This is a genomic window from Rhizobium leguminosarum, from assembly GCF_010668065.1.
Lineage (GTDB): Bacteria > Pseudomonadota > Alphaproteobacteria > Rhizobiales > Rhizobiaceae > Rhizobium > Rhizobium leguminosarum_S.
Map to the genome: position 1 here is coordinate 54,210 of NZ_WUEN01000020.1, position 22,633 is coordinate 76,842.

Consider the following 22,633-nt stretch of genomic DNA (forward strand, 5'->3'; position numbering starts at 1 on the left):
TGCCGGAAGAAGTCAAGTCGCGGCCCGACGGCCTATTGACTGGCCCTTCCCACAGCAGGAAGGGCCAGGCGAAATTGCGGTCAGGCAGCCTTCGTCTTCACCTTGCGCGCCAGATGCGCCACGACATTTTCGATCATCCGCATCCCGGCATCGCCGCCGAGCGTCATGATCGACTCCGGATGGAACTGCACCGCGGCGATCGGTTCCTTGGCGTGTTCGATGCCCATGATCGTGCCGTCGTCGCTTTCCGCCGTGATGATGAACTCACGCGGCAGCGTCGAGGGATCGGCGAAGATCGAGTGGTAGCGGCCGACCGTCACCTCCTTGGCAAGGCCGGAGAAGACGATGCCAGGCTCCAGCACGCGGATGCGCGAGGGCTTGCCGTGCATCGGCAGCGCCAGATGGCGCAGTTCCCCGCCATAGGCTTCGGCGAGCGCCTGCAGTCCAAGGCAGACACCGAAGATCGGCAGGTTGCGCGCCCGCGCCTTCTTGATCGTCGCCTTGCAGTCGAAATCCTTCGGCGTTCCGGGTCCGGGCGACAGCACGACAAGGTCCGGGTTCAGCCGGTCGAAGATTTCCTCCGGCACCGGCGTGCGCACGGTCGAAACCGTCGCCCCTGTCTGGCGGAAGTAATTGGCGAGCGTGTGGACGAAGCTGTCCTCGTGATCGACGAGCAGGATGCTGACGCCCTTGCCGACGCTTGCGACGTCGCGCTGGACCCTGCCGGAATTGCCGGTCTTGGCGTCTCGGATGGCGGAAAGCATGGCAGAGGCCTTCAGTTCTGTTTCGGCTTCTTCTTCGTCAGGAATGGAATCGTTGAGCAGCGTCGCGCCGGCGCGCACCTCGGCGATACCATCCTTGATGCGCACGGTGCGCAGCGTCAGGCCAGTGTTCATGTCGCCGTTGAAGCCGACCATGCCGATCGCCCCACCATACCATGCGCGTGGGCTTTTTTCATGGCTCTCGATGAAGCGCATCGCCCAGAGCTTCGGGGCGCCGGTGACGGTGACGGCCCAGGCGTGGCTGAGGAAACCGTCGAAAGCGTCCATGTCGTCGCGCAGCCGCCCTTCGATATGGTCGACCGTGTGGATGAGGCGCGAATACATCTCGATCTGCCGGCGGCCGATCACCTTGACCGAACCCGGCTCGCAGACCCGGCTTTTGTCGTTGCGGTCGACATCCGAGCACATGGTGAGCTCGGACTCGTCCTTCTTGGAATTCAGGAGCTTCAGGATCTGCTCGCTGTCGGCGATCGGGTCGTCGCCGCGCTTGATCGTGCCCGAAATCGGGCAGGTCTCGATGCGACGGCCGGAAACGCGCACGAACATTTCGGGCGAGGCGCCGACTAGATATTCCTGATGGCCGAGATTGATGAAGAAGGAATAAGGCGACGGATTGATCGCCTTCAGCCGCTTTGAAATGTCGGACGGCTTGCTGTCGCAGCGCTCCATGAATTTCTGCCCGGGCACGACTTCGAAAAGGTCGCCCTTGCGGAAACTTTCCTTCGCCTTGGTGACGAGCTCGGCATATTCGCCCGGCCGGTGATCGCTCTTCGGCGGAATGGCATCGGTGCGTACGAACGGCTCGGCAGCGATATCGCCCGCTTTGCCCTCGGTCGTCACGCCGCCTTTTTCGAAGTCATAACGGTCGACCCAGGCCTTGGCGGCGTAGTTGTCGACGACGAGGATCTCGTCCGGCAGGTAGAGCACCATGTCGCGCTGGTCGGAGGGTCGCGTCAGCTTCAGATCGATCGCGTCGAACTGGAAGGCGATGTCGTATCCAAAGGCGCCGTAGAACCCGAGGCTTGCATCCGCCTGCGAATAAAACAGGTCGGTGACGGCGCGCAGCACGGTGAAGACCGTCGGCATCTTCGAGCGTTCTTCCTCGGTGAACACCCGGTCCGGCGTCTTGACGGTGAGGTCGAGGCGGCGGGCCGAGGAAGCGCCGAGCACGATGTCAGACACTGTCTTCAGCCGCTCGGTCACGAAGCCGAGGATCACCTCGCCGCGTTCATTATAGGCCTCGATCCAAACGTCGCGCCCAAAGGAAGAGATGCCGAGCGGCGGATCGACGACAGCGGTATCCCAGCGCGTATAGCGGCCCGGATATTCGTAGTTCGACGAAAACACCGCGCCGCGGCGCTCGTCGAGCTTGTCGACATAGGAAGAGACCGCATCGCCGTAGGGGATCGCCCGCCGCTGCCGCGTGACAGTAATACCGCCCTTGGTCTCGTAGATTTCCGCACCATCATCCCGCAGGATCGTTACCATTGTTCCACTCCGTTATCGGGGCCCGGACGACAGGCGGCCATAAAACAAAAAAAGCCGCCTCGAAGTTTCGGGCGGCTCACTCGTCGTCTTTGGACACGATTGGTCGAGGCCGCCTTAGCGAACCCACCACCAAACAGCAATGTTCAAGGACTTGATCATGGGAAAATTGTTAGCCTGAGATCAGCCGTCGCGCAAGAGGCGATTGCAGGATTGAAAAAGGGCGGCCCAAAAGCCGCCCCTCCCCAGCCTTGAAGGCTCAACTGGCATCAGAAGGTCTTCGTGAGCGACACCTTGAATGTGCGGCCCGGCTCGGAATACCAATCGCGCGGTTGTGATGCCGTCGCCGAGCTGAGGTTGACCTCGCGCACGCCAAGCGCATTGAAATATTCCTGGTCGAAGATGTTGTAGACGCCTGCCTGCACGCGCAGACCCGGCACCTGTTCCGGCGTCCACCAGCCGGTCAGATCGACGATTGCATAGCCGGGCGCATCGAAGGTCGTGTCGTTGGTGTTGCTGACGGGCGTATCGAGATGGTCGGTGAGCATGCCGGCCGACAGCGTCGAGGAAAGGTCGAAGCCGAAATTCTCGTTGTTCCAGCCGCCGCCGACGATCGCCTTGAACGGTGCCACCGAGCGCAGGCGCTGGGTGGTTTCTTCGTTCCTACCGTAAGCATAGACAAGTGACGCATGCAGATTGATGCCATTGTTGAATGTCTTGGCGGCGCTGGCTTCAATACCCGAGATCGTCGCCGCAGCCACGTTGGTGTAATTAAACTCCGTAAAGTTGGCCGTGGCATCGAAGGTCCGCACCGTCTCAATAAAGTTCTGGTAGCGAGTGTGGAAAGCTGCGACCCTGCCGGTGAAATCGCCCGTGTCGAAATTGGCGCCGATTTCGACGCCTCGGCCGATTTCGGGTTCCAGATCGGGATTACCGAGCTGGGCGTAGCGGCCCGTCGGGTTGTAGAAGCGGCTGTAGAGTTCGTCCACGGTGGGTGCGCGGAAGCCGACTGCCAGCTGCATGTAGAGCTGCACGTCAGGCGTCAGCTCGTATGTCGCAAGAATCTTCGGCGACAGGCCGGCTTCCGTTCGGTCGTTCAGGTCCCCGAAACGGGTAAGCCCGGTATTGCTTGCGAAACTCCCGCCGGTCGAGGGATTGTAGTTGAACCAGTCGAAGCGGAAGCCGGGTGTCAGCGCGAAGCCGGTATTGCCGATTTCGATCTTGTCTTCAATAACAAGTCCAAGATTCTGGCTGTCGACATTGGGCACTTCCGCCTGGTTGTTCAGCGACGGGCAGGTCGTCGATGTCGGGCAAAGGGCCCAGCTATACTGGCTCCAGCTGGAAACGCCGACGTCGAGGCCCACCCGAACGGAGTGGCTGAGACCGGAATATTCGAAATCCTTCGTTGCCGTGCCGCTGAAGCCCCAGGTTTCGTTTTCAATCTCGTTGTTGCGGCCATAGGCCACATTGGCAGTCGTACGGCCCCTGCTGCCGGCTTCCTTCTTCAAATCCTGCCAATAGAGCGTGGCACGCGCACTGCTGAAGAACGCGTCGGAGGACTGCGATTCATAATCATAATCGAGCGATACACGATCGCGATCACGCAGTTCGCGACCGTCATAATTGTCGATCATATAAGTGCGGCCGGTACCCTGCTGTTCACGCAGATCGGTCTGTAGATCACGACGGAAACGCTCGGCAGTCAGACCGATACGATGGCCACCTTCCAGCTCCTGGCGCAGTTTGAAGAGCAGGTTGTTCTGATCGAAATCAGCCGGATCCGCCTCGGTGCGGAAACGACCGTAGCTGTCGTTGTCGCCCATATTGTCGCGTTCATGGCCCTTGCGGTAGCCGCCCTGAAAGAGGATCGACGTGTTGCCGATCTTCTTGGCAGCGGCGGCCGAGCCGGAAATGCTGCGGTCTTCGCTGTCATAGGTCGACTTGACGATCGCACCCCAATCCCGGCCTTCGGGAATAAGATCCTCCGGCTCCAGCGTATTGAGAACGATGGCGCCGCCGAGCATGCCGGAACCGCCCTTGCTCGAATCCGCGCCGCGCACGATATCGAGCGAGGACAGTGAATCGAAATCGAAGGTGTCGCCGCCGCCGTTGGCGTTGGCCGGCGCAAAGGCACCCTGACGCGAGCTGTTCGAAATATAGGGGATCGGAATGCCGTCGATCGTGGTCAGGATGCGAGCGCCGGAAAGGCCGCGCAGGTTGAAGCCTGCGTCGCCGCGCGAATAGTTCACACCTGCATCGATGCTGCGGCCGATATCGTCAAAATTGGTGACCTGCTTTTCTTCGAGCTGCTTGGCAGTGATCTCGGTGGCAAGCGGCGTGTCGGCGACGCTGCCCGGCGCCACGCGTTTGCCCTTGACGACGATCTTCTGCAGGACGGTACTGTCCTCCGACGTGGCTTGCGGCGTGGCTGCCGTAGCGCTTTGCGCGAAAGACTGCGAAACAGGAAGAACAACTGTGGCTGCCGTGCAGACCAATAGAACCGAGCGCCAATGCCGGACGATCATAACCTACCCTCTAATGATGATTACCGGGCTGGCTGGTCGTGGCGTGTCGTACGCTCGAGGGGCTGGCTGGGCTTTTATGGATGAAGACGAAGCAGAATTCCGCCTTCTTTTCGCCGCATAAAAAACATGAGGCGCATTGTCAACATAAGTCGCCGCTTTATGTTGAATATATCTATCAAGTTTTAGCGATCTTCAATCACGTTGCACAATTGCAACGAAAAACGCCCTCATGCGTTGTCTTTAGCCACGGATACGAGGAATCGGACGCGTTGAGAAAACTTTCGACATTGGCAATTCTTTTCGCCGCTACCGCCTGTCTTGCCGGCGCCCGTCTGCCCCCGCAAGGCCCGATGCCCGAACCTCGGCCAGATGCCGGACAGGCGACCAACCCAACCTCCCCGTCCTCGGAAAAGGCGGAACCGCCCCCGCCCGAAGAGGTCCCGGCTCCTCAGCCGAAGCCCGATGTAAAGGATCCGCAGGCACCGGTATCGAGCACGCCGCCAGTGCCGCAGGCCGCACCGTCAAAGCCCGGGTCGGCAGAACCGATGCAAGGTCCGCCACGACCGCCGGGCAGCCCTGAAAGCTCGCAGCCGCCGACGGAGGAAGGTAAGCCGCCCGGCGAGCAGACACTTGAAGAGCAGCATCTGACGATTGAGCCCGAAAGCGATGCCGAGCATGCCGAATGCACGGCCGCACTCCAGTCCCTGGGCGTCGTCTTCAAGGACACGCCGCGCATCGATGACGGTAACGGCTGCGGCATCGACAAGCCGATCATCGTCTCCGAAGCTCTGCCCGGAATCAAGCTGAAGCCGGAGGCGACGATCCGCTGCCCGGCAGCGCTTGCCCTCGCCCGCTGGATGAAGGACAGCGTGATCCCGGCGGCTTCCGCCGCCCTGCCGGAGCAGGGCCGCATCACCACCGTCAACCAGGCAACGTCCTATATGTGCCGCCTGCGCAACGGCGCCGGAACCGGCAAGATCTCCGAGCATGCCCGCGGCAACGCCATCGATATTGCGAGCTTCCATTTCGAAAAGGGTGAGGATGTCGCCGTCCGCTCCCGTCGCGAGGATCCGACGCTGACCGGCGCCTTCCAACGCACCGTCAGCGCCGCCGGCTGCCTCTACTTCACCACCGTCCTCGACCCCGAAAGCGACGCTGCCCACGAAACCCATTTCCATCTCGACGTCATCGAGAGGAAGGGTGGCTATCGCTATTGCCATTAGTCATTTCAGTAGCTTGCGGTTCCCACTTGAATCAGACCATCCAACCACTAAACCTGAATGCGGAGAACCGGCGGAGTGCCCATCATGACCTTATTGAGTTTCCAGATGAAGGATTCCACGGTTTCTCTGGATCGCCTGGCCGAAAAGCGAAAGCTTTCGCCGCCACAAATCGCAGCTCTGGCGGTCGAAGAATTCATCGAACGGGGAGGAATGGCAGCTCTCAGAGATCGAGGCCGCCGTTCGCGAAGCCGATCAAGACGACTTCGCATCCGATGAGGATGTCGCTGCAGTGCTGTCCAAATATGCCGGCAGCAACTGTTCCGGAAAATGAGCTTGCGTGTCAGATGGGTCCGCAGAGCGCTTGCCCGGCTTGAGGCTCACAAACAGGAAATACAATGATCTCATTCAGATCCATGCGTGATAGCGAATATCCGGCTTACCTCGATTATTTCATCACTGATTATGCGACCGAGATTTCGTCGAACTACGGTCTTTCAGGCCCTCAGGCCTTGGCACAGGCCAAACAGGAAATCGCGAACGACCTGCCACATGGCATCAATACTCCCGGCGAGGTCATGTTCTGTGTCGTAAATCAAACGCCGGAAGCTGAGAGCGTCGTGGGTTACCTTTGGTACCGACCGGATTTGGCAAGCCGCTCTGCATTCATCAAAGATTTCTATATCTTCGCTGCACATCAGGGAAAAGGGTTCGGCAAACAGGCATTATATGCGTTGGAAACTGAACTAGCGAGGACGGGGTTCGAGCAGATAAGGTTGCGTGTTGCAGAGGATAACAAGCGCGCCAAACATGTCTACGAGGGAACCGGCTTTCGCGTCACCGGCGTCAACATGAGCAAGACAATCAAAACGGGATGTTAATTCATTGCGGCTCTTGTGACCTGTCCCCAACTTGCTCCGCGTGCCACTTCGGCCAGCGCTCCCAGGATCAGAACAATCCCTCGATATAACCCTGGTCGTTGAGGAAAATCCGTTCCGCCGACGGCGATTTCGGCAGGCCCGGCATCGTCATGATCTCGCCGGTGATGGCGACGACGAAGCCCGCTCCCGCCGAAAGCCGCACCTCTCGCACGGTGACGATGTGGCCTTCCGGCGCGCCGCGCAGGTTCGGATCGGTGGAGAAGGAATATTGCGTCTTCGCCATGCAGATCGGCAGCTTGCCGTAACCCTGCTCCTCCCATGTCTGCAACTGGTCGCGCACCGCCTTGTCGGCCGTCACCTCGCCGGCGTGATAGATCTTCGAGGCGACGATCTCGATCTTCTCGAACAGCGAAAGATCGTCGCCGTAAAGCGGCCGGAATTTCGCCTGCCCGGATTCGGCCAGTTCCACCACCTTGTGCGCCAGTTCCTCGATGCCGGCCGAACCCAGCGCCCAGTGACGGCAGAGGATCGCCTCGGCGCCAAGCCTCGAGACGAATTCCTTGACCGCCGCGATCTCGGCCTCGGTATCCGAGACGAAATGGTTGATCGCCACGACGACGGGTACGCCGAAACGGCGCACATTGGCAACGTGCCGGCCAAGATTGGCGCAGCCCTTTTTCAGCGCCGCGACATCCTCCGTGCCGAGATCGTCCTTCTTCACCCCGCCATTCATCTTCAGTGCCCGGACGGTCGCGACGATGACCGCCGCATCCGGCTTCAGCCCCGCCTTGCGGCACTTGATGTCGAAGAATTTTTCCGCTCCGAGATCGGCGCCGAACCCTGCTTCCGTTACCACATAGTCGCCGAGCTTCAGCGCCGTCTTGGTCGCCGTCACCGAATTGCAGCCATGGGCGATATTGGCGAAGGGCCCGCCATGCACGAAGGCCGGATTGTTCTCCAGTGTCTGCACCAGGTTCGGCTGCATCGCATCTTTCAACAGCACCGCCATGGCGCCGTCGGCCTTCAGGTCGCGCGCATGGACCGGTGTCCGGTCGAAACGATAGCCGATGATGATGTCGCCGAGCCGCCGCTCCAGATCCTTGAGGTCGGTGGCGAGGCAGAGGATCGCCATCACCTCGGAGGCGACGGTGATGTCGAACCCGCCCTGGCGCGGGAAACCGTTGGCGACGCCTCCGAGCGATGAGACCATGCTTCTGAGCGCCCGGTCGTTCATGTCCATGACCCGCCGCCAGGTGATGCGGCGGATGTCGATATTCTCTTCGTTGCCCCAGTAGATGTGGTTGTCGACCATCGCCGCCAACAGATTGTGCGCCGAGGTGATCGCATGGAAATCGCCGGTGAAATGCAGGTTGATGTCTTCCATCGGCACGACCTGCGCATAACCGCCGCCGGCCGCCCCGCCCTTGACGCCAAAGCACGGACCGAGCGAGGCCTCGCGGATGCAGACTACGGCTTTCTTGCCGATCCGGTTCAGCCCGTCGCCGAGCCCGACGGTAGTGGTCGTCTTGCCCTCGCCCGCCGGTGTCGGATTGATCGCGGTGACGAGGATCAGCTTGCCGTCCTTCTTGCCCGCTTGCGCAGCGATGAACTCGGCGCTGACCTTTGCCTTGTCGTGACCATAGGGAACGAGTTGCTCGACCGGAATACCGAGTTTCGCCCCGATTTCGAAGATCGGCTTTTTGGCCGCGGCGCGCGCGATTTCGATATCGGATTTGATTGATGGCATGGATGTTCCCCCGTCCGGCCCCCGCGGGAGCGGAGTCGTTGTTTTTCTCTTCATCGAGATAGCGAAATATCGGCGGGGTGTGAATAGTGCTGCGCCTTGCGGCCGCCACGCTTACAGCGCCGCGCGTCTTTTCGGACGCGCAAAGGACGCTGTAACACTTTGAATCTACGCATCGACCCGAAAATGGGTTTCGATTTTCGGGTCGATGCGTTAGGCGTTTATGTGGCGGTCAACGATTACGGCTTCTTAGGGTGAAGACATGAAAGCATTGGAAATCTTCGTCGAGCGCATCATCCTGTCGAGCCGCTGGATCCTCGTGGTCTTCTATATCGGCCTGGTGCTGGCGCTCGCCATTTATGCCGTTTCCTTCGGCTACAAGCTTCTGAAGATTGCCGCCAGCGTTTTCGTGCTGGACGAAGCTGGGATGATCCTTGCCATGCTCAGCCTGATCGATGCGGCCCTCGTTGCAAGCCTCATCGTCATGGTGATGATCTCCGGCTACGAGAATTTCGTCAGCCGCTTCGACGAGGTCGACGAGGCCGACAGCGAAGTCTCCTTCCTCGGCAAACTCGATTCAGGCAGCCTCAAGATCAAGGTTGCCTCCTCGATCGTCGCCATCTCCTCGATCCATCTGCTGCAGGTCTTCCTCAATGCCGACCAATATGCGGACGGCAAGATCATGTGGCTGACCCTCATGCACCTCGCCTTCGTCGCCTCCGCCGTCATGCTCGGTTTCCTGGAGAAGCTGATGAGCGTCACGTCGAAAAATGATTTGAAGGATAAGGACTGACAGGCGGCACGAGCACCTTCGGAGCTTGAACAAGCCGCAGCCCGACGCAAACGCCGAGCTATCCTCTTTCACGTCCTGAGATCAATTGACCGAAGCAGCAACAGGAACGATCTCTGCCTCAGCTTTTCTCGGGCATCGAAGGCTTTCCTTCGCCTCCGGCCCACAGACGTGCAAGCCGGGCTCTTCATCATAAGGAATGATACCATTGATGATGCCAAGCTCGAGCGCCTGAGAAGGAACTATGATCCTCCCTCGCTCGGTTGATGTGGCGGGCATCATCGTCCCGTATGTCTCGGCATTGACGCCCATCTCGTCGAAATAAGCGGAAAATCTCGTATATTCAGCCGTCGTGGGCCTGGCGAGGCCGATCGAGGAATATCCGACAATCCGCGGCGTTCCGCTCATCAGGACAAGAGTACAGCTCGAAAGGCAGTACGCACGGCCGGCAAAGACTTCGCCCTCGGTCGGTCCGCTTTTGGCGATGCTGGCTTTGCAACGCGGATCCAGCTTTGGACAATTCGGCAACTGCGTTCTGCCAATCGAGGTCTCCAGACCTGCAGCACGGATCATACGCCCCATCGCAAAAGCTGCATCCATGTCCCCGCCATTAGATTGAAGAACGATCGGCAGCTTTCTTTCGCCGAGCGTCGTCAACATCGCCTTCAGCCGAGCCGGCGTATCCGGCATGATGTCTCCGTCCGCAGAAATCCACTGCGTGCACTCTTCCTGGCAGTTGCCATTGGACATCAGGAGGAAGTCCATCGGCTGGGTTTTCGGCAGTTTCTCGCTTGTCTCTGTGGCCGCATCCTGCACGGGCGCCTGAGATACGGGCGCCTTGGCCACCACAGGGGCTTCGGCTACCGGATGACTGTGACAGACAGCCTCGGCCACTGCATCTGGGGCGCAGAGCGGCATGCCGGGCCACTCATTGTAGGACAACATGTCCGTGATGAGACCTGTTCGAAGTGCCTCTGTAGCCGGTACGATAGTGATGTTGTCAGGCGTGGCGCTCATCATCAGACCGATCACATCTTCGCTGACGCCCATTTCTTTCAAATAAGCCGTCAAAGCAGCGGTAGCCTTCCTTCCAAGTTTGGTGGAACTGCTCTGCCCCGCCACCTTGCGTCCAACCTCCTTGCGGGAGATTTCCTTCTTCTTGCCGTTCACGATCTTGTATTCGATGCGATAGGAAACACGCACCTTGTTGTAGACGGTCGTGATCTGGTGGACGCCGATAAAGGCCCATTGCGACGAGACACGCGACACACCGCCCGCCAACGCCAGCGGACACGCAGAAAAGCAGTATGCACCTGACGAATAGGTGTAACCGACCGCGCTACCGTCCTTGGCAATAGCGGCTTGGCAGCGCGTATCCCCAACCGGGCAATCTTTGAGCCGGGTGCCGCCGACCGCCGTTTCCAGCCCGGCCTTGCGGATCATCCGGCCCATCGCATAGGCGGCATCGACGTCGCCGCCTTCCGAACGGAAAACGACAGGCAATGTACGGCCACCGATCTTCTTGAGTATTTTTCTAAGCCGCGCCGACGTATCGGACGTTATGCGCCCCTCCGCCGATATCCATTCCGGACAGTTTTCCTGGCAGAGGAGACTACGCACGAGGATGAAATTCATCGGGGGATGCGCTGCCTTCTTCTCCCCGGCGGCCCGCGAGGTTGCCGCGCCGATCGGCAAGGTCAAAAGGAGAAAAACAAGTAATAATCTGGAAAATAGACACTTCACCAAAAAGGAAATTGCAAAGCGCACGATTAAATTGCCTCAGTTGTACTGAGCATACGCTTAGCAATTGGCTTGACTGCCAGCAAGTCGGATTTCGCCGCCTGCTACCATCCTTCTTATCTCTGTTCTCTCACCGCAATCAGGCTGAAATGGCGACCCGCTGCGGCCGCGTTCACGCAGTTCACCTGCTCCAGCGCAAAGCGCTGCAGGCAGATCGGTTCATCGCCTTTTGCGCCCGTGCCGAAGAGACCCGAGTTCTTACGCAAAACTCTCCCAAGTGATTCTCTCCTTGCCCGGCTGCGCGAGACCATTGCTGTGCCGCCATGAAGGAACTCAAAGGTACCGCAACGCTATTTTTGCAAGTCGAAACTCAACCGAGGCGCGCACTACCGTGGCTATTTTTTCACAATTCGAATGAATCGGCTTGCGTTAGGTCAATTGGGGCTAGCATCCCGCCGATTTTCTGTATTTGATAGCGGTAACATTGGGCTGCCGGAGGCGTACAAATGTCTTACATGACTACCTCTGAAAGACAGTCATTGCTTTCGGCAGAACTTTCGACCGCACGAACGCGCAGCCTGTTTGCACAGGCGCTTGGCAGGGTCTCTACAGCCTTCGGATTGTCGCATGCGACGCTGATGCACGCCCCCTCCCCGGAAGACCTTCTCTTGAAACCCCTGCTGATCGAGAGCTCGCTTCCGGCCGCCTATGTCAGGGATTTCGACCGCGCCCACATGATGCGCGGCTGCCCTTTCGGCGTAAGGTTAAGGGCGTCTGCCGTGCCGCCGGCCTGGCACCTCAACGACGCCTCCAATGGTCAGGCCTTTCCCGCCGAACTTCGTGCCCTGATGCTGCGCCATGCCATACCGGCAGGCATTGCCATGCCGACCACTGCAGCCGACGGCCAGCGTCTGATCTTTTGGTTCTGCGGCGAGCGCGCCGCGCTCGGCCAGAGCGAGATCAACGAGCTGGCAATGATCATTCTCCATGCACTCGATGCATACAATGCAGTCAAACGCAACGAGGAATGCGCGCATAACGCGCTGTCGACTCGGGAACTAGAGGTTGTGCGCTGGACTGCCCAGGGCAAGACCTCGATCGAAATCGGTCAGATCCTCACGCTCTCGGACCATACGGTGAACGCCTATATGACTAACGCGATCAAAAAACTCGATTGCGTCAACCGGACCCAGTTGGTAGCTAAGGCAATTCGATTGAAGCTGATCAACTGAGGAATCAGAAGAGAGTCGGCACGTCGTCCCGTGATCTGGGGGAATCGTGCCTCTTCACTTCGAACAGCCCGTTATTGACAAGACAGAACAATCGCGCGCCCACATCGGCATCACCGATGCGGAAGTCGTCCAGATGCTTGCTGCCTATCGTCTTTTCGGTTTCTGGCGCATCGACATCGAGACAGGACATTTCTTTGCAAGCGAGGATGTCCACGCGATCTTCGGCCTCTCCTACAGCGACGGCCCTGTCAACCTGACAGAGCTGATGTCGCGCATCCACGAGGAGGACCGCAGCCTGATCGCCCAAACCTTCGAAGAGGCGAGCCTTCACGGCGTCGGCTTCCATTTCGTCTATCGTGTCGACAACCGGCTTGGCGGCTACAAGCTGGTGCGCAGCGTCGGCCGCTTCCGAAACGATGAAAGCGGCGGCGGCATCGTCGGCATCACCTATGAATTCGTCGAGAAACTGCGCGTCGTCGGCTTCGAGGACAACACGATACCCCGCTGAATCCAGACGTTTTAGCGGTCAAGCACCGAGCGGACCTCGACGAGGTTCGAGCGCACCCTCAGAATATAGAAGCCCATGGTGGCGAGATGGCTCGGCATGATCCAGCCATCTTCGCGCCCGTTCGAGATGATCGCCGGCTGGATGCGCAGCGCCGACTGGAACTGCCGCATGGTCCCGCCCCAGATCGCTCCGAGATTGCGTTCCGCCAGCACCTGCGAGAAATCCGCCTGGGCGGCGGCCATGATCGCGTAATAGCCGTAGAGCTGGCCATAAGCGAACCAGAACCGGTCGTCGGCGCGTGTATCGAACCAGCCGCGATTGTGGTTTTCCGAGCGCTCGGCGAGCATGTCGGAGGTGCCGCCGAGATCGTTGGCGATGCGGTCGATGAACTGCATCAGATTGTCGGCGCGGCCGTCGAAAATGACGTTGCAGAGGGCGAGATCGGTGTTGAACTTGCGCAGGCTGCCGATCGCCGAGCGGTAATAGGAAGGAGTCGGCGTCTTCGGCCCGAAGGGATTGAGCCCAAAATACCAGCTGTTTTCGTCGAACTGCAGATTGCCGCGCGCGCTCTGCAGGTCGTTGTTGATGCCCGACGTGCCGCGCACGCGCCCAAGCGTATCGACAAGTTCCGCCGAAGTCCGCCGGACCGCCTGGTTGACGCCGCGCTGGAAGGACGCCTTGTTGTCGAGGAAAGGCGTGTGATCCCAGTCGATGCCGAAGAAGCCCATCTTGTAGAGCAGCATGGAGGAGATCCATGCGTTCTGGTTGACGTTGAAATCGGTCAGATCGGCCGCCACGTCGACGATCGCCGAGCGTTGGCAGGTCTTCGGCGCCGTCGCATTGGCACCCTCGGCGACCGGCACTTCCTGCCCAGCGGCAACCTTGCGTTCGGAAAGCCGGTACTGATCGACGAAGGCGGGATTGAAATTCGTCCAGACCTGCGTCTGCCAGAAGAAATAACCGTAGAGCCCAACCAGCAGCACCACGAAAGCGATGACCGGCAGCCGGATCATCCAGGTTCGGCGCTGATACCAGCCGTGCGCGGCAAGAATGGGCCAGAAGGCCCAGGCGGCAAACAGGCGGGCCCAGCGGCCGATCATCTGGCCGATCAGCCTGAAAAAACCGGTGATCCGGTCAAGCATCGTCGTCTCCTGTCAGGTGAGGCGAACATCGGGACATTGCCGCCCCGCTGCATCCCACATATGCGCTCGATGGGCCGAGCACAACACGAGCCTTTCGATTTTTCGGAATGAAAGCATTGCGCAAGAGGGGTATTGCCTCGCCCCTGCTGGTCAGGAGCGCAGGAAAGGCAGGCTGAAACGGAAAGACCTGCGCGCTGTGTCGATCAGAGGCGCTCCCGATGTTTCCGGCGTCGGTTCGGCATAGGTCGGAAACCTTCTGGCGAATTCGAGATCGGCGCGGGTCTTGCGCCGCTCCAGATCCTGGGCGACCAGCATGCCCTTCTCGAACAACCTGATCGGCGCGGCGATATCGGGAAAGAGTTCCGGCTTGATCCTCACCTTCATGCCCGGCCGGTCGGTATCGACCTGCGCCTGGTAGATGATCAGCCGCTCCTCGACGTCGATCAACAGCTTGCGCAACAGCGCGTTGCAGGCGGCGATCCGGCCGTTCAGCGAATCGACAAAGGCTTGGAACAGGCCGATGAAGCGCTCACGCCTCTGGCTGTCGTCGCGCATCTCGTGCTCCCCGGCGGAAATCCGCTCGGCCTCTGCCTTCAGCGCCCGCCGCTCCGCCTCCATCTGCTCCCAATGCGCCCTGTTGCCATAGACGCCGATACGGCCTTGCGTCGTCAGCGCCTTGGCATTGAGCTCCTTCATCTTGAGACGGGCGATATCGATGGAAACGACCAGCCGTCGCCGCTGCTCGACGATGTCGACAAGGCTGAGTTCGGCGGCCTTGTGCCGCTCGCTGAGCGCGGCGCGCTGGCCGGCGATCAGCCCCGCGAGCGCGTCCGATTTCGTCAAAAGGTCGAGCAGCCGCTCGATGACGGGCGCCTCGCGCACGCGTTCGGTATACATGCGCCACATCCGTTGGCGCGACACCCAGCCGGCCATCTTCTCGCGCAGCGTCAGCCCCCGGAAACTGTCGAGATCGGCTGAGACCTCGGCCGTCAGCCGATCGAGGGAAAAGACCAGCTCGGCCAGTTGGGCGTCGAGCGCCGCAGCATCGGCGATATGGGCCTGGAAGCGGGCATTCTGCTCGAGGAAGACCTCGTCGGCCGATCGGGTTTCGTCGCCGCTGAAGGCGCCGATCGCGGCCACGCAATAGGCTCCCTCGGCCGCAATCCTTTCGGCAAGGCTGCCTGCGGCTTCATACTGGCTGTCGAATGGCGGGGGTTTGCGCACCAAGCCTCTCCAGGGAATCTCCTGCCCCAAGCTAGTCGCTTGCGGCGCCAAAGAAAACAGGCAGCATCGGCGGCTTTAGACCGGCTCGGCGATCCAGGCACCGTTCATCGCGTCGTCCCAGTGCCTGCGGCAGAGCGAGACATATTTCTCGTTGCCGCCGACATCGATCTGCGCGCCTTCGTGCAATACTTTTCCTTCCGCGTCGAGCCGCACAACCATCGTCGCCTTGCGTCCGCAATGGCAGATCGTGCGCACCTCGCGCATTTCGTCGGCGATCGCCAGCAGTTCCTGCGAGGCCGGAAACAGCTTGCCCTGGAAATCGGTTCTCAGCCCGTAGACCATCACAGGAATGTTGAGCCTGTCGACGACGCGGGCAAGCTGCCAGACATGGACAGGCGTCATGAAATGCGCCTCGTCGACGAAGATGCAGGAAATCGGCGCGCCCTCGCCACTCAGTCCCTTGACCAACCGGAACAGGTCCTCGTGCGACTCGAAAGGAATGGCGCTCGCCTCCAGCCCGATCCGCGAGCCGATGACGCCCCGACCAGTGCGCTCGTCGAAGGCTGCGATCAGTTGCACCGTGCGCATGCCGCGCTCCTGGTAATTATAGGAGGCCTGCAGCAGCATCGTCGACTTGCCGGCATTCATCGTCGAGTAGTTGAAATAGAGTTTTGCCATCCGATTTCTCCTTGATCGGCTTATTGAAAGCTCGGAATGGCAAAGAAAAGCCCTGAGTGAGCGATAATCACAGGAATCCGGCTCGAAAACCGCTGAGAGCCCCGAAAACAAGGCATTGCCAAAAAATCCGCGGACGTCGCAATCGCATGGGTCGATACGGCGCAAACGCACTGAGGTCGCTTGTCAAACTCGGTTATTGATGGTTGGCTTGGGAACTTAAAGACTGGGAGTCTAAAATGAAAACAACAAGCACGTTCAAACTCGTTACCGCAACTGCCGTCGCCGCCCTCTCCGTTGCGACCGCCGCCTTCGCCGCAGACCCTGACAGCTGCGCCACCGTCCGCTTCGCGGACGTCGGCTGGACGGATATCACCGCCACCACCGCCACCGCATCCGTGATCCTCAAGAGCATCGGCTATGAGACCGACGTCAAGGTTCTCTCGGTCCCGGTCACCTACACGTCGCTGAAGAACAAGGACATCGATGTCTTCCTCGGCAACTGGATGGAGACGCAGGAGAAGGACGTCCGTCCCTATCTCGACGACAAGTCGGTCGAATCCTTCGGCCCGAACCTCGTCGGCGCCAAGTACACGCTCGCAACCAACTCCAAGGGTGCGGAACTCGGCATCAAGGACTTCAAGGATATCGCCGCTCACAAGGACGATCTCGACGGCAAGATCTACGGCATCGAGCCCGGCAATGACGGCAACCGCCTCGTCATGGACATGATCGAGAAGAACGAGTTCGACCTGAAGGATATGGAAGTCGTCGAATCCTCCGAACAGGGCATGCTCGCCCAGGTCGCCCGTGCCGACAAATCGGGCAAGCCCGTAGTTTTCCTCGGCTGGGAACCCCATCCGATGAACACCAACTTCAAGCTGACCTACCTCACGGGCGGCGACAAGGTCTTCGGCCCTGACTTCGGCGGCGCCAAGGTCTTCACCAACGTGCGTGCCGGTTATCTCGACGAATGCCCGAATGTCGGCATGATGTTGAAGAACTTGAAGTTCTCCCTCGACATGGAGAACCAGATCATGGGCAAGATCCTCAACGACGGCAAGGAGCCGGAAGCTGCGGCTTCCGAATGGCTGAAGGCGAACCCTGCAGCGATCGAGCCCTGGCTTGCGGGCGTCAAGACCCGCGACGGCAGCGGCGAAGCCCTCGCGGCCGCCAAGACCGGCCTCGGCCTCTGATGATACGAACGGGGCGGCACGCCGCCCCGTTTCATTTTCATCCGATTGTTGTTTTTCTGGATGGGCGCGCCCTTGAATTGGATCACCGAATTTAAGATTCCCGTTGGCCCCTGGGCCAAATCCTTCGTGGATTGGCTGACCTCGAATGGCGAATGGTTCTTCAACCAGATCGCCTTCCTGCTGTCGAGCGCCATAGACGGCCTGCTCTTCGTGCTGCAGAAGCCCCATCCGCTGATCGTCATCGCGGCCATCACCGCCATCGCCTTTTGGCTGCGCCGGTCGATCGCGGTTGCCGCCTTCACCTGTCTCGGGCTGCTGCTGATCGTCAACCAGGACTATTGGAAGGAAACGACGGAGACGCTCGCCCTCGTGCTCGCCGCCACCTTCGTCTGTATGGTGATCGGTATTCCACTCGGCATTGCCGCCGCCCGCCGCCCCTGGGTCTATGCTGCCATGCGCCCGGTGCTCGATCTCATGCAGACTATACCGACATTCGTCTATCTGATCCCGGCGCTCATCCTGTTCGGCCTCGGCATGGTGCCGGGCCTGATCGCGACCGTCATCTTCGCAATCCCCGCCCCGATCCGGCTGACGCGCCTCGGCATCATCTCGACGCCGCCGTCCCTCGTCGAAGCCGCCGTCGCTTTCGGCGCGACGCCGATACAGGTGCTGCGCAAGATCGAGCTTCCCTTCGCCACGCCGCAGATCATGGCGGGTCTCACCCAGACCATCATGCTGTCGCTGTCGATGGTCGTCATCGCCGCCCTTGTCGGCGCTCCCGGGCTTGGCGTGCCCGTCGTCCGTGCGCTGAACACCGTCAATATCGCCAAGGGCTTCGAGGCGGGCTTCTGCATCGTCATCCTGGCAATCATTCTCGACCGGATGTTCCGCACCGCGGGTGAAGGAGGCGCTGCATGACCGCGGTAAGCTTTAACAATGTCAGCATCGTCTTCGGCGATCGGCCGGAAACCGCGCTTGCCATGGTCGACCAGGGCAAAACGCGCGACGAGATCGGCGCCGCCACCGGTCTGGTGCTCGGTGTGGCCAACGCCTCGCTGACGATCGAAGAAGGCGAGATCCTGGTGCTGATGGGTCTTTCCGGTTCCGGCAAGTCGACGCTCCTGCGCGCCGTCAACGGGCTCGCTCCCGTGGTGCGTGGCGATGTCGCGGTCTCGGCGGCCACCGGCCCCGTCAACCCCTATAGATGCAATGCCAAGGCGCTACGCGAGCTGCGCACTCACACCGTCTCCATGGTGTTCCAGCAATTCGCCCTCCTGCCCTGGCGCACCGTCGCCGACAATGTCGGCTTCGGTCTCGAGCTCGCCGGCATGCCGGAAGCCGAACGCAAGCTCCGCGTCGGCGAACAGCTTGAACTCGTCAACCTGACGAAATGGGCCGATCGCAAGGTCAACGAGCTTTCCGGCGGCATGCAGCAGCGTGTCGGTCTTGCCCGCGCCTTTGCCACCGGCGCCCCGATCCTGCTCATGGACGAGCCTTTCTCGGCGCTCGACCCATTGATCCGCACCCGCCTGCAGGATGAGCTCCTGGAATTCCAGCGGCGGCTGAAGAAGACCATTCTTTTCGTCAGCCACGATCTCGACGAGGCCTTCCGCATCGGCAATCGCATTGCCATCATGGAGAGCGGCCGCATCATCCAGTGCGGGACGCCGCACGATATCGTCAAGAACCCCGCAGACCAGTATGTCGCCGATTTCGTGCAGAACCTTAATCCGATCAACATGCTGACGGCGGCCGACGTCATGCAGCCAGGCCTCGGCCAGACTGCCGCCGGCATGAGCGTCAGCGCCACGGCCCGCGCCGCGACCCCGCTTATCGATATCCTCGATGCCCTCGCCCGCCAGCCGGGCAGTATCGGCATCGTCGAGAACGGTGCGATTGTCGGCACCATCTCGGCTCAGGATATCGTCGCTGGTCTCACCCGCCATCGCCGCAAGGAGGAAGCTTGATGTTTTCCATCCGCTTTGTCACAAAGCGGATATGAAAGATCAGCCCTCGCCCTTACGCGAAACCGACGACGACGCCCGCAAGCTCGCCCGCGTGCTTCTGCGCTCTGCCCGGCACGCGGCGATTGCCGTTCTCGACCCCGAGACCGGCTTTCCCTCCGCCAGCCGCGTGCTCGTCGCTACCGATATCGACGGCACGCCGGTCATCCTGGTTTCGCAGCTGTCGGCCCATACCAGGGCACTCGCCAGAGACCCGCACGCCTCGCTCTTGACCGGCGAGCCCGGCAAGGGCGATCCCCTCGCCTATCCTCGTCTGACGACCCAGTGCCTGGCAGAACCCGTCGAGCGCAGCAATGCATTCTACGAGCGTATCCGCACGCGTTTTCTCGCTCGCCACACCAAGGCGAAGCTTTATATCGACTTTCCTGATTTCCTGTTCTTTCGTCTCAAGCCGGAACAGGCCAGCCTCAATGGCGGTTTCGGCCGCGCCTACCAGCTCGATGGGAATGATCTCGTAATCCAGTCGGCGGCGAATGAGGCGATCGCCACCGAGGCGGCAGAGACAGTGCGAGATTTAGTAGAACGCCATCCCGATATAGCCGAAGCCCTCGCTATCAGGCTAATGGCGCCAGAATCGGGTCCTTGGCGCATTTGTGGTATCGATTCCTCAGGTTTCGATATGATTTCCGGCGACTTCCTGCTGCGATACGAGTTCGAAACCCTCGCTGTGGATGCCAATCACATTTGTTCAAACATGTCTAAAATAGCATACTCGATACCTTAAATTTAGGTATATACAATCTTCGAGCCTAGTTGGTAGCTTTTGGTGTCAGTCAAAATCCCGGCTGGCGCCCTGCGCCAACACGTTTGATGTACGTTTCGCATTAGGAAGATAACATATGGAAACCTCTGATTTGGCCGATCACACGACCGTGGCGGCAGCTTTATTATCGGCCATGGCCAATCCGAAGAGATTGCTGATCCTGTGTAGCCTCGTGAAGGGCGAAGTGGCCGTCGGCGTGCTTGCGACCCAGGTCGGGCTCAGCCAGTCGGCTCTTTCACAGCACCTGTCGAAACTGCGCGCTCAAAAGCTGGTCAAGACCCGCCGGGACGCACAAACCATCTACTATTCGAGCACCTCAGAGCCGGTCATGAAGATCCTGGCCACGCTCGAAGACATCTACCTCGTGCAGAACAGAAATAGATCCGCCGCTTGATGATAGCGCTGACATGAAGTTGGCCGATGTCCTGCTGAAGGGGATGTTCCCGGAGGCTTGGCAACGATATTTCAGCACCTGAACCTTATGGCGACCGGCAAATCGGAAGATTTGCCGGTCGTGCCTTTTCAAAACCGCCGTGCATGTTTGCGCGACATGTTCTAAAGCGCGTCGCGATCTTTCAGATTCGCTCCTCGCGCTTTAGGCCTTTGTTTTTACGCATGTCATTCTCGCAAAACCGCTGCACAGTTTTGCGCGATATGCTTTAGCTGCCGACCACGCCGTTATCGGCGCGGCTCAGCACCACCAGCGCCGGGCGTGCGGGCATGCCGGGCTTGAAGTCGGGCCAGTTGGTGCCGGCATCCTCCATCGAAGTCGCATCCTCGTTGTCGGCCATGCGCAATTCGCCCGGATGCTGGACCGAGAGGAAGGCGCTGCTGCCATCCGCAGTGAAGGTCGGCGAACAGGCTTCCGAACCGACGGGCGCAATATAGAACAGTTTCGGCAACGCCCGGCCCGGGCCTTCGGTATCCATCACATAGACGGAATCGGCAATGCCTTCCGGCGGCGGGCCGTCGGTGGTGACCCAGAGGCGTCCGGCCGGATCGACCGCGAGATTGTCGGGGTCTGTGAACCAGCCGGCCGAGGTCGTGGCCGGATGGAACATCGCCTGATCCTCAGCCTTGGCAGGATCGCCGCAGAGGATGAAGACATCCCATTTGAAGCTGTCAGCTGCATAATCCGGCTTTTCGGGACCGCCAGGTGCTGCGAGTTCCAGCAGGTGACCGTGCGGGTTGGGGCCGCGCGGATTGGCGATGTTGACCATCTCCTTCTCGTCGCCGCCCTCAACCTTGGGCAGCCGGTCTTCGTTCTCCGTCATGGCGACGTAAAGCTTGCCGGTGCCGAGATGCGGGATGAAGCCTTCCGGCGCGTCCATCGGCGTGGCGCCGACGAGATCGGCGGCGGCACGCGTCGCCAGCACGACGTCGGCCTGGCTCTTGAAGCCGGCTTCCGCCGTCAGCGGGCCCTGGCCGGCGATTAGCGGGATCCAGTGCATGCTGCCGTCGCTTTCGAACTTGGCGACATCAAGCGTGCCGTGGTCGAGCAGGTCCTTGTTGGCGGCGCGGTCGTTCGGGTTCCAGGGATCGCGGGTGACGAAACGGTAGATATATTCGAAGTCGTCGTCGTCGCCCATGAAGACCACCACGCGGCCGTCAGGGGCGACACAACACTGAGCGCCTTCATGCGTCATGCGGCCGAGCGAGGTGCGCTTGACCGGCTTTGCGGAGGGATCGAACGGATCGATCTCGACCACCCAGTCGAAACGCATCCATTCGTTCGGCTCTTCCTCGAACTTGAAGCGCGGCTCGACGCGGCTGACGGAATAGATGTCGTTTTCGTCCTCGTCCCAGCCCTGGCGTTCGACCAGTTCCTGGTTCGGCAGTTTCTTGTAGTCGCCGGAAAAGACGTCCATCGCGCCTTCCTCGCCCGAAAGCATCGTGCCCCAGGGCGTGATGCCGCCATTGCAGTTCGAGATCGTACCGAAGACGACCGTGCCGGTCGGATCGGCCTTGGTCTTCAGACGGTCGTCGCCGGCGGCAGGACCGGAGATGCCAATTTCGGTGCTCATGTGGACGCGGCGATTGTATTTGCCGTCCTTGACGATCACCCATTTGCCGTCCGTCTTCTTCACCTCGAAGATCGAGACGCCGAGGGCGGCCATGATGGCGCGGATCTGATTGTGCGTCAGCTTCTCGCGGTAGTTTTCGTCGGTCAGGCCGGGAAACATCAGGAAAGGCGTTGCATATTCATGGCTGACGACCATCAGCCCATGGTCGGAGCTCTTCTCGCCCCAGGGCAGCGGCAGAAACTGCGTGAAGTCGTTGTTGTAGCCGAACTGTCGCTCGGCCGCCTTACCATCAAGCGTTGCGATATCGAATTCCGGGCTGTCGGAGAAAAGTGCATCGCCCCAGCGCGCCAGGATCTGGCGCTCATAACCCTCCGGCCAGTGGTCGGCGGTATCGCGCACGCGCTTGAGTTCCGGAAATGTCAGGCTTGAGCCGGGAGCCTCGGCATGCGCGGTTCCGAGCGCCGGCGAAAGTGCCGCAGCGCCCATCGCTGCGAGAAAGCCCTTGAGCACGCTGCGGCGGCGTACACCCTCTTCGAGAATAGCGCCGTAACTTGGCGCGAATGCATGGCGCCGCGTGGGGCGCGCCCTTGTCTTCTGGCGGTCAGACATCAGTATCTCCGATCGAAATATCGTTTGATTTCAGTGAATTGATGAAATGCAATTGCGCCCTGCGAGCTA

18 protein-coding genes are annotated in these 22,633 nt (G+C 60.2%); 10 read left to right on the forward strand and 8 right to left on the reverse strand.

The genetic code is table 11. From position 1 onward, the window contains the following. Positions 1-80: 80 nt before the first annotated feature. Both GR198_RS32645 and GR198_RS32650 read right to left on the reverse strand, forming a co-directional pair. Entirely contained in the window at positions 81-2,270 is a 2,190-nt protein-coding gene (locus GR198_RS32645) for an anthranilate synthase (RefSeq protein WP_003541832.1), read from the reverse strand. A 266-nt stretch (positions 2,271-2,536) separates the two neighbouring features. Continuing rightward, positions 2,537-4,792, reverse strand: coding sequence for a TonB-dependent hemoglobin/transferrin/lactoferrin family receptor (locus tag GR198_RS32650; RefSeq protein ID WP_164022815.1), 2,256 nt, complete (start codon positions 4,790-4,792; stop codon positions 2,537-2,539). 209 nt (positions 4,793-5,001) lie between these two features. Here GR198_RS32650 and GR198_RS32655 point away from each other — a divergent pair, with 209 nt between their 5' ends. Together GR198_RS32655 and GR198_RS32660 are read left to right on the forward strand one after the other, a co-directional pair. Next, a complete protein-coding gene (locus tag GR198_RS32655; RefSeq protein ID WP_204337300.1) occupies positions 5,002-6,015 on the forward strand; it encodes an extensin-like domain-containing protein in 1,014 nt (337 codons plus the stop codon). 395 nt (positions 6,016-6,410) lie between these two features. Then, entirely contained in the window at positions 6,411-6,893 is a 483-nt protein-coding gene (locus GR198_RS32660) for a GNAT family N-acetyltransferase (RefSeq protein WP_164070324.1), read from the forward strand. Positions 6,894-6,960: 67 nt separating this feature from the next. Here GR198_RS32660 and GR198_RS32665 read toward each other — a convergent pair whose 3' ends face one another. Then, on the reverse strand, positions 6,961-8,640 hold the full coding sequence (locus GR198_RS32665) for a formate--tetrahydrofolate ligase (protein ID WP_164046754.1): 1,680 nt from the start codon (positions 8,638-8,640) through the stop codon (positions 6,961-6,963). A gap of 259 nt (positions 8,641-8,899) precedes the next feature. On the opposite strand from GR198_RS32665, the gene GR198_RS32670 reads away from it, so the two are divergent. Beyond that, complete coding sequence (locus tag GR198_RS32670; protein WP_164070325.1) at positions 8,900-9,430, forward strand: TIGR00645 family protein; 531 nt, start codon at positions 8,900-8,902, stop codon at positions 9,428-9,430. Positions 9,431-9,511: 81 nt separating this feature from the next. Here the strand turns inward: GR198_RS32670 and GR198_RS32675 are convergent, their stop codons facing one another. Next, complete coding sequence (locus tag GR198_RS32675; protein WP_164070326.1) at positions 9,512-11,194, reverse strand: hypothetical protein; 1,683 nt, start codon at positions 11,192-11,194, stop codon at positions 9,512-9,514. A 479-nt stretch (positions 11,195-11,673) separates the two neighbouring features. On the opposite strand from GR198_RS32675, the gene GR198_RS32680 reads away from it, so the two are divergent. Together GR198_RS32680 and GR198_RS32685 are read left to right on the forward strand one after the other, a co-directional pair. Continuing rightward, positions 11,674-12,399 carry a helix-turn-helix transcriptional regulator gene (locus GR198_RS32680; protein ID WP_003541839.1) on the forward strand — a complete coding sequence of 242 codons (726 nt, stop codon included), beginning with the start codon at positions 11,674-11,676 and terminating at the stop codon, positions 12,397-12,399. Between the two features lie 46 nt (positions 12,400-12,445). After that, a complete protein-coding gene (locus GR198_RS32685) occupies positions 12,446-12,907 on the forward strand; it encodes a PAS domain-containing protein (protein WP_029873247.1) in 462 nt (153 codons plus the stop codon). 11 nt (positions 12,908-12,918) lie between these two features. Here GR198_RS32685 and GR198_RS32690 read toward each other — a convergent pair whose 3' ends face one another. The 3 genes from GR198_RS32690 to GR198_RS32700 all read right to left on the reverse strand — a co-directional run bounded on the left by GR198_RS32690 (position 12,919) and on the right by GR198_RS32700 (position 15,951). Beyond that, positions 12,919-14,049, reverse strand: a complete 1,131-nt coding sequence (locus tag GR198_RS32690; protein ID WP_164022820.1) for a DUF2333 family protein — start codon at positions 14,047-14,049, stop codon at positions 12,919-12,921. A gap of 150 nt (positions 14,050-14,199) precedes the next feature. Beyond that, positions 14,200-15,273 carry a hypothetical protein gene (locus GR198_RS32695; RefSeq protein ID WP_164070327.1) on the reverse strand — a complete coding sequence of 358 codons (1,074 nt, stop codon included), beginning with the start codon at positions 15,271-15,273 and terminating at the stop codon, positions 14,200-14,202. A 75-nt stretch (positions 15,274-15,348) separates the two neighbouring features. After that, positions 15,349-15,951 (reverse strand): thymidine kinase, encoded by a 603-nt coding sequence (locus GR198_RS32700; RefSeq protein ID WP_029873244.1) that lies wholly within the window; start codon positions 15,949-15,951, stop codon positions 15,349-15,351. 236 nt (positions 15,952-16,187) lie between these two features. On the opposite strand from GR198_RS32700, the gene GR198_RS32705 reads away from it, so the two are divergent. The 5 genes from GR198_RS32705 (at position 16,188) to GR198_RS32725 (ending at position 20,325) form a co-directional block, all read left to right on the forward strand. Further along, complete coding sequence (locus GR198_RS32705) at positions 16,188-17,144, forward strand: choline ABC transporter substrate-binding protein (protein ID WP_164070328.1); 957 nt, start codon at positions 16,188-16,190, stop codon at positions 17,142-17,144. A gap of 72 nt (positions 17,145-17,216) precedes the next feature. Further along, entirely contained in the window at positions 17,217-18,062 is an 846-nt protein-coding gene (gene choW, locus GR198_RS32710; RefSeq protein WP_164070329.1) for a choline ABC transporter permease subunit, read from the forward strand. Next, a complete protein-coding gene (choV, locus tag GR198_RS32715) occupies positions 18,059-19,111 on the forward strand; it encodes a choline ABC transporter ATP-binding protein (protein WP_020051154.1) in 1,053 nt (350 codons plus the stop codon). Before choW ends, choV begins: the two co-directional genes overlap by 4 nt. 31 nt (positions 19,112-19,142) lie before the next feature. Further along, positions 19,143-19,892, forward strand: a complete 750-nt coding sequence (locus tag GR198_RS32720; protein WP_164022824.1) for a HugZ family pyridoxamine 5'-phosphate oxidase — start codon at positions 19,143-19,145, stop codon at positions 19,890-19,892. Positions 19,893-20,007: 115 nt separating this feature from the next. Continuing rightward, a complete protein-coding gene (locus GR198_RS32725) occupies positions 20,008-20,325 on the forward strand; it encodes an ArsR/SmtB family transcription factor (protein ID WP_003541857.1) in 318 nt (105 codons plus the stop codon). A gap of 265 nt (positions 20,326-20,590) precedes the next feature. Here the strand turns inward: GR198_RS32725 and GR198_RS32730 are convergent, their stop codons facing one another. After that, positions 20,591-22,564, reverse strand: coding sequence for a PhoX family protein (locus GR198_RS32730; RefSeq protein WP_029873241.1), 1,974 nt, complete (start codon positions 22,562-22,564; stop codon positions 20,591-20,593). Positions 22,565-22,633 lie beyond the last annotated feature (69 nt).

Excerpts from the sequence above, each read along its gene's own strand:
- GR198_RS32645 (WP_003541832.1), bottom strand. The coding sequence starts at position 2,270 with ATGGTAACGATCCTGCGGGATGATGGTGCGGAAATCTACGAGACCAAG.
- GR198_RS32650 (WP_164022815.1), bottom strand. The coding sequence starts at position 4,792 with ATGATCGTCCGGCATTGGCGCTCGGTTCTATTGGTCTGCACGGCAGCC.
- GR198_RS32660 (WP_164070324.1), top strand. The coding sequence starts at position 6,411 with ATGATCTCATTCAGATCCATGCGTGATAGCGAATATCCGGCTTACCTC.
- GR198_RS32665 (WP_164046754.1), bottom strand. The coding sequence starts at position 8,640 with ATGCCATCAATCAAATCCGATATCGAAATCGCGCGCGCCGCGGCCAAA.
- GR198_RS32670 (WP_164070325.1), top strand. The coding sequence starts at position 8,900 with ATGAAAGCATTGGAAATCTTCGTCGAGCGCATCATCCTGTCGAGCCGC.
- GR198_RS32680 (WP_003541839.1), top strand. The coding sequence starts at position 11,674 with ATGTCTTACATGACTACCTCTGAAAGACAGTCATTGCTTTCGGCAGAA.
- GR198_RS32690 (WP_164022820.1), bottom strand. The coding sequence starts at position 14,049 with ATGCTTGACCGGATCACCGGTTTTTTCAGGCTGATCGGCCAGATGATC.
- GR198_RS32700 (WP_029873244.1), bottom strand. The coding sequence starts at position 15,951 with ATGGCAAAACTCTATTTCAACTACTCGACGATGAATGCCGGCAAGTCG.
- GR198_RS32705 (WP_164070328.1), top strand. The coding sequence starts at position 16,188 with ATGAAAACAACAAGCACGTTCAAACTCGTTACCGCAACTGCCGTCGCC.
- choV (WP_020051154.1), top strand. The coding sequence starts at position 18,059 with ATGACCGCGGTAAGCTTTAACAATGTCAGCATCGTCTTCGGCGATCGG.
- GR198_RS32720 (WP_164022824.1), top strand. The coding sequence starts at position 19,143 with ATGAAAGATCAGCCCTCGCCCTTACGCGAAACCGACGACGACGCCCGC.
- GR198_RS32725 (WP_003541857.1), top strand. The coding sequence starts at position 20,008 with ATGGAAACCTCTGATTTGGCCGATCACACGACCGTGGCGGCAGCTTTA.
- GR198_RS32730 (WP_029873241.1), bottom strand. The coding sequence starts at position 22,564 with ATGTCTGACCGCCAGAAGACAAGGGCGCGCCCCACGCGGCGCCATGCA.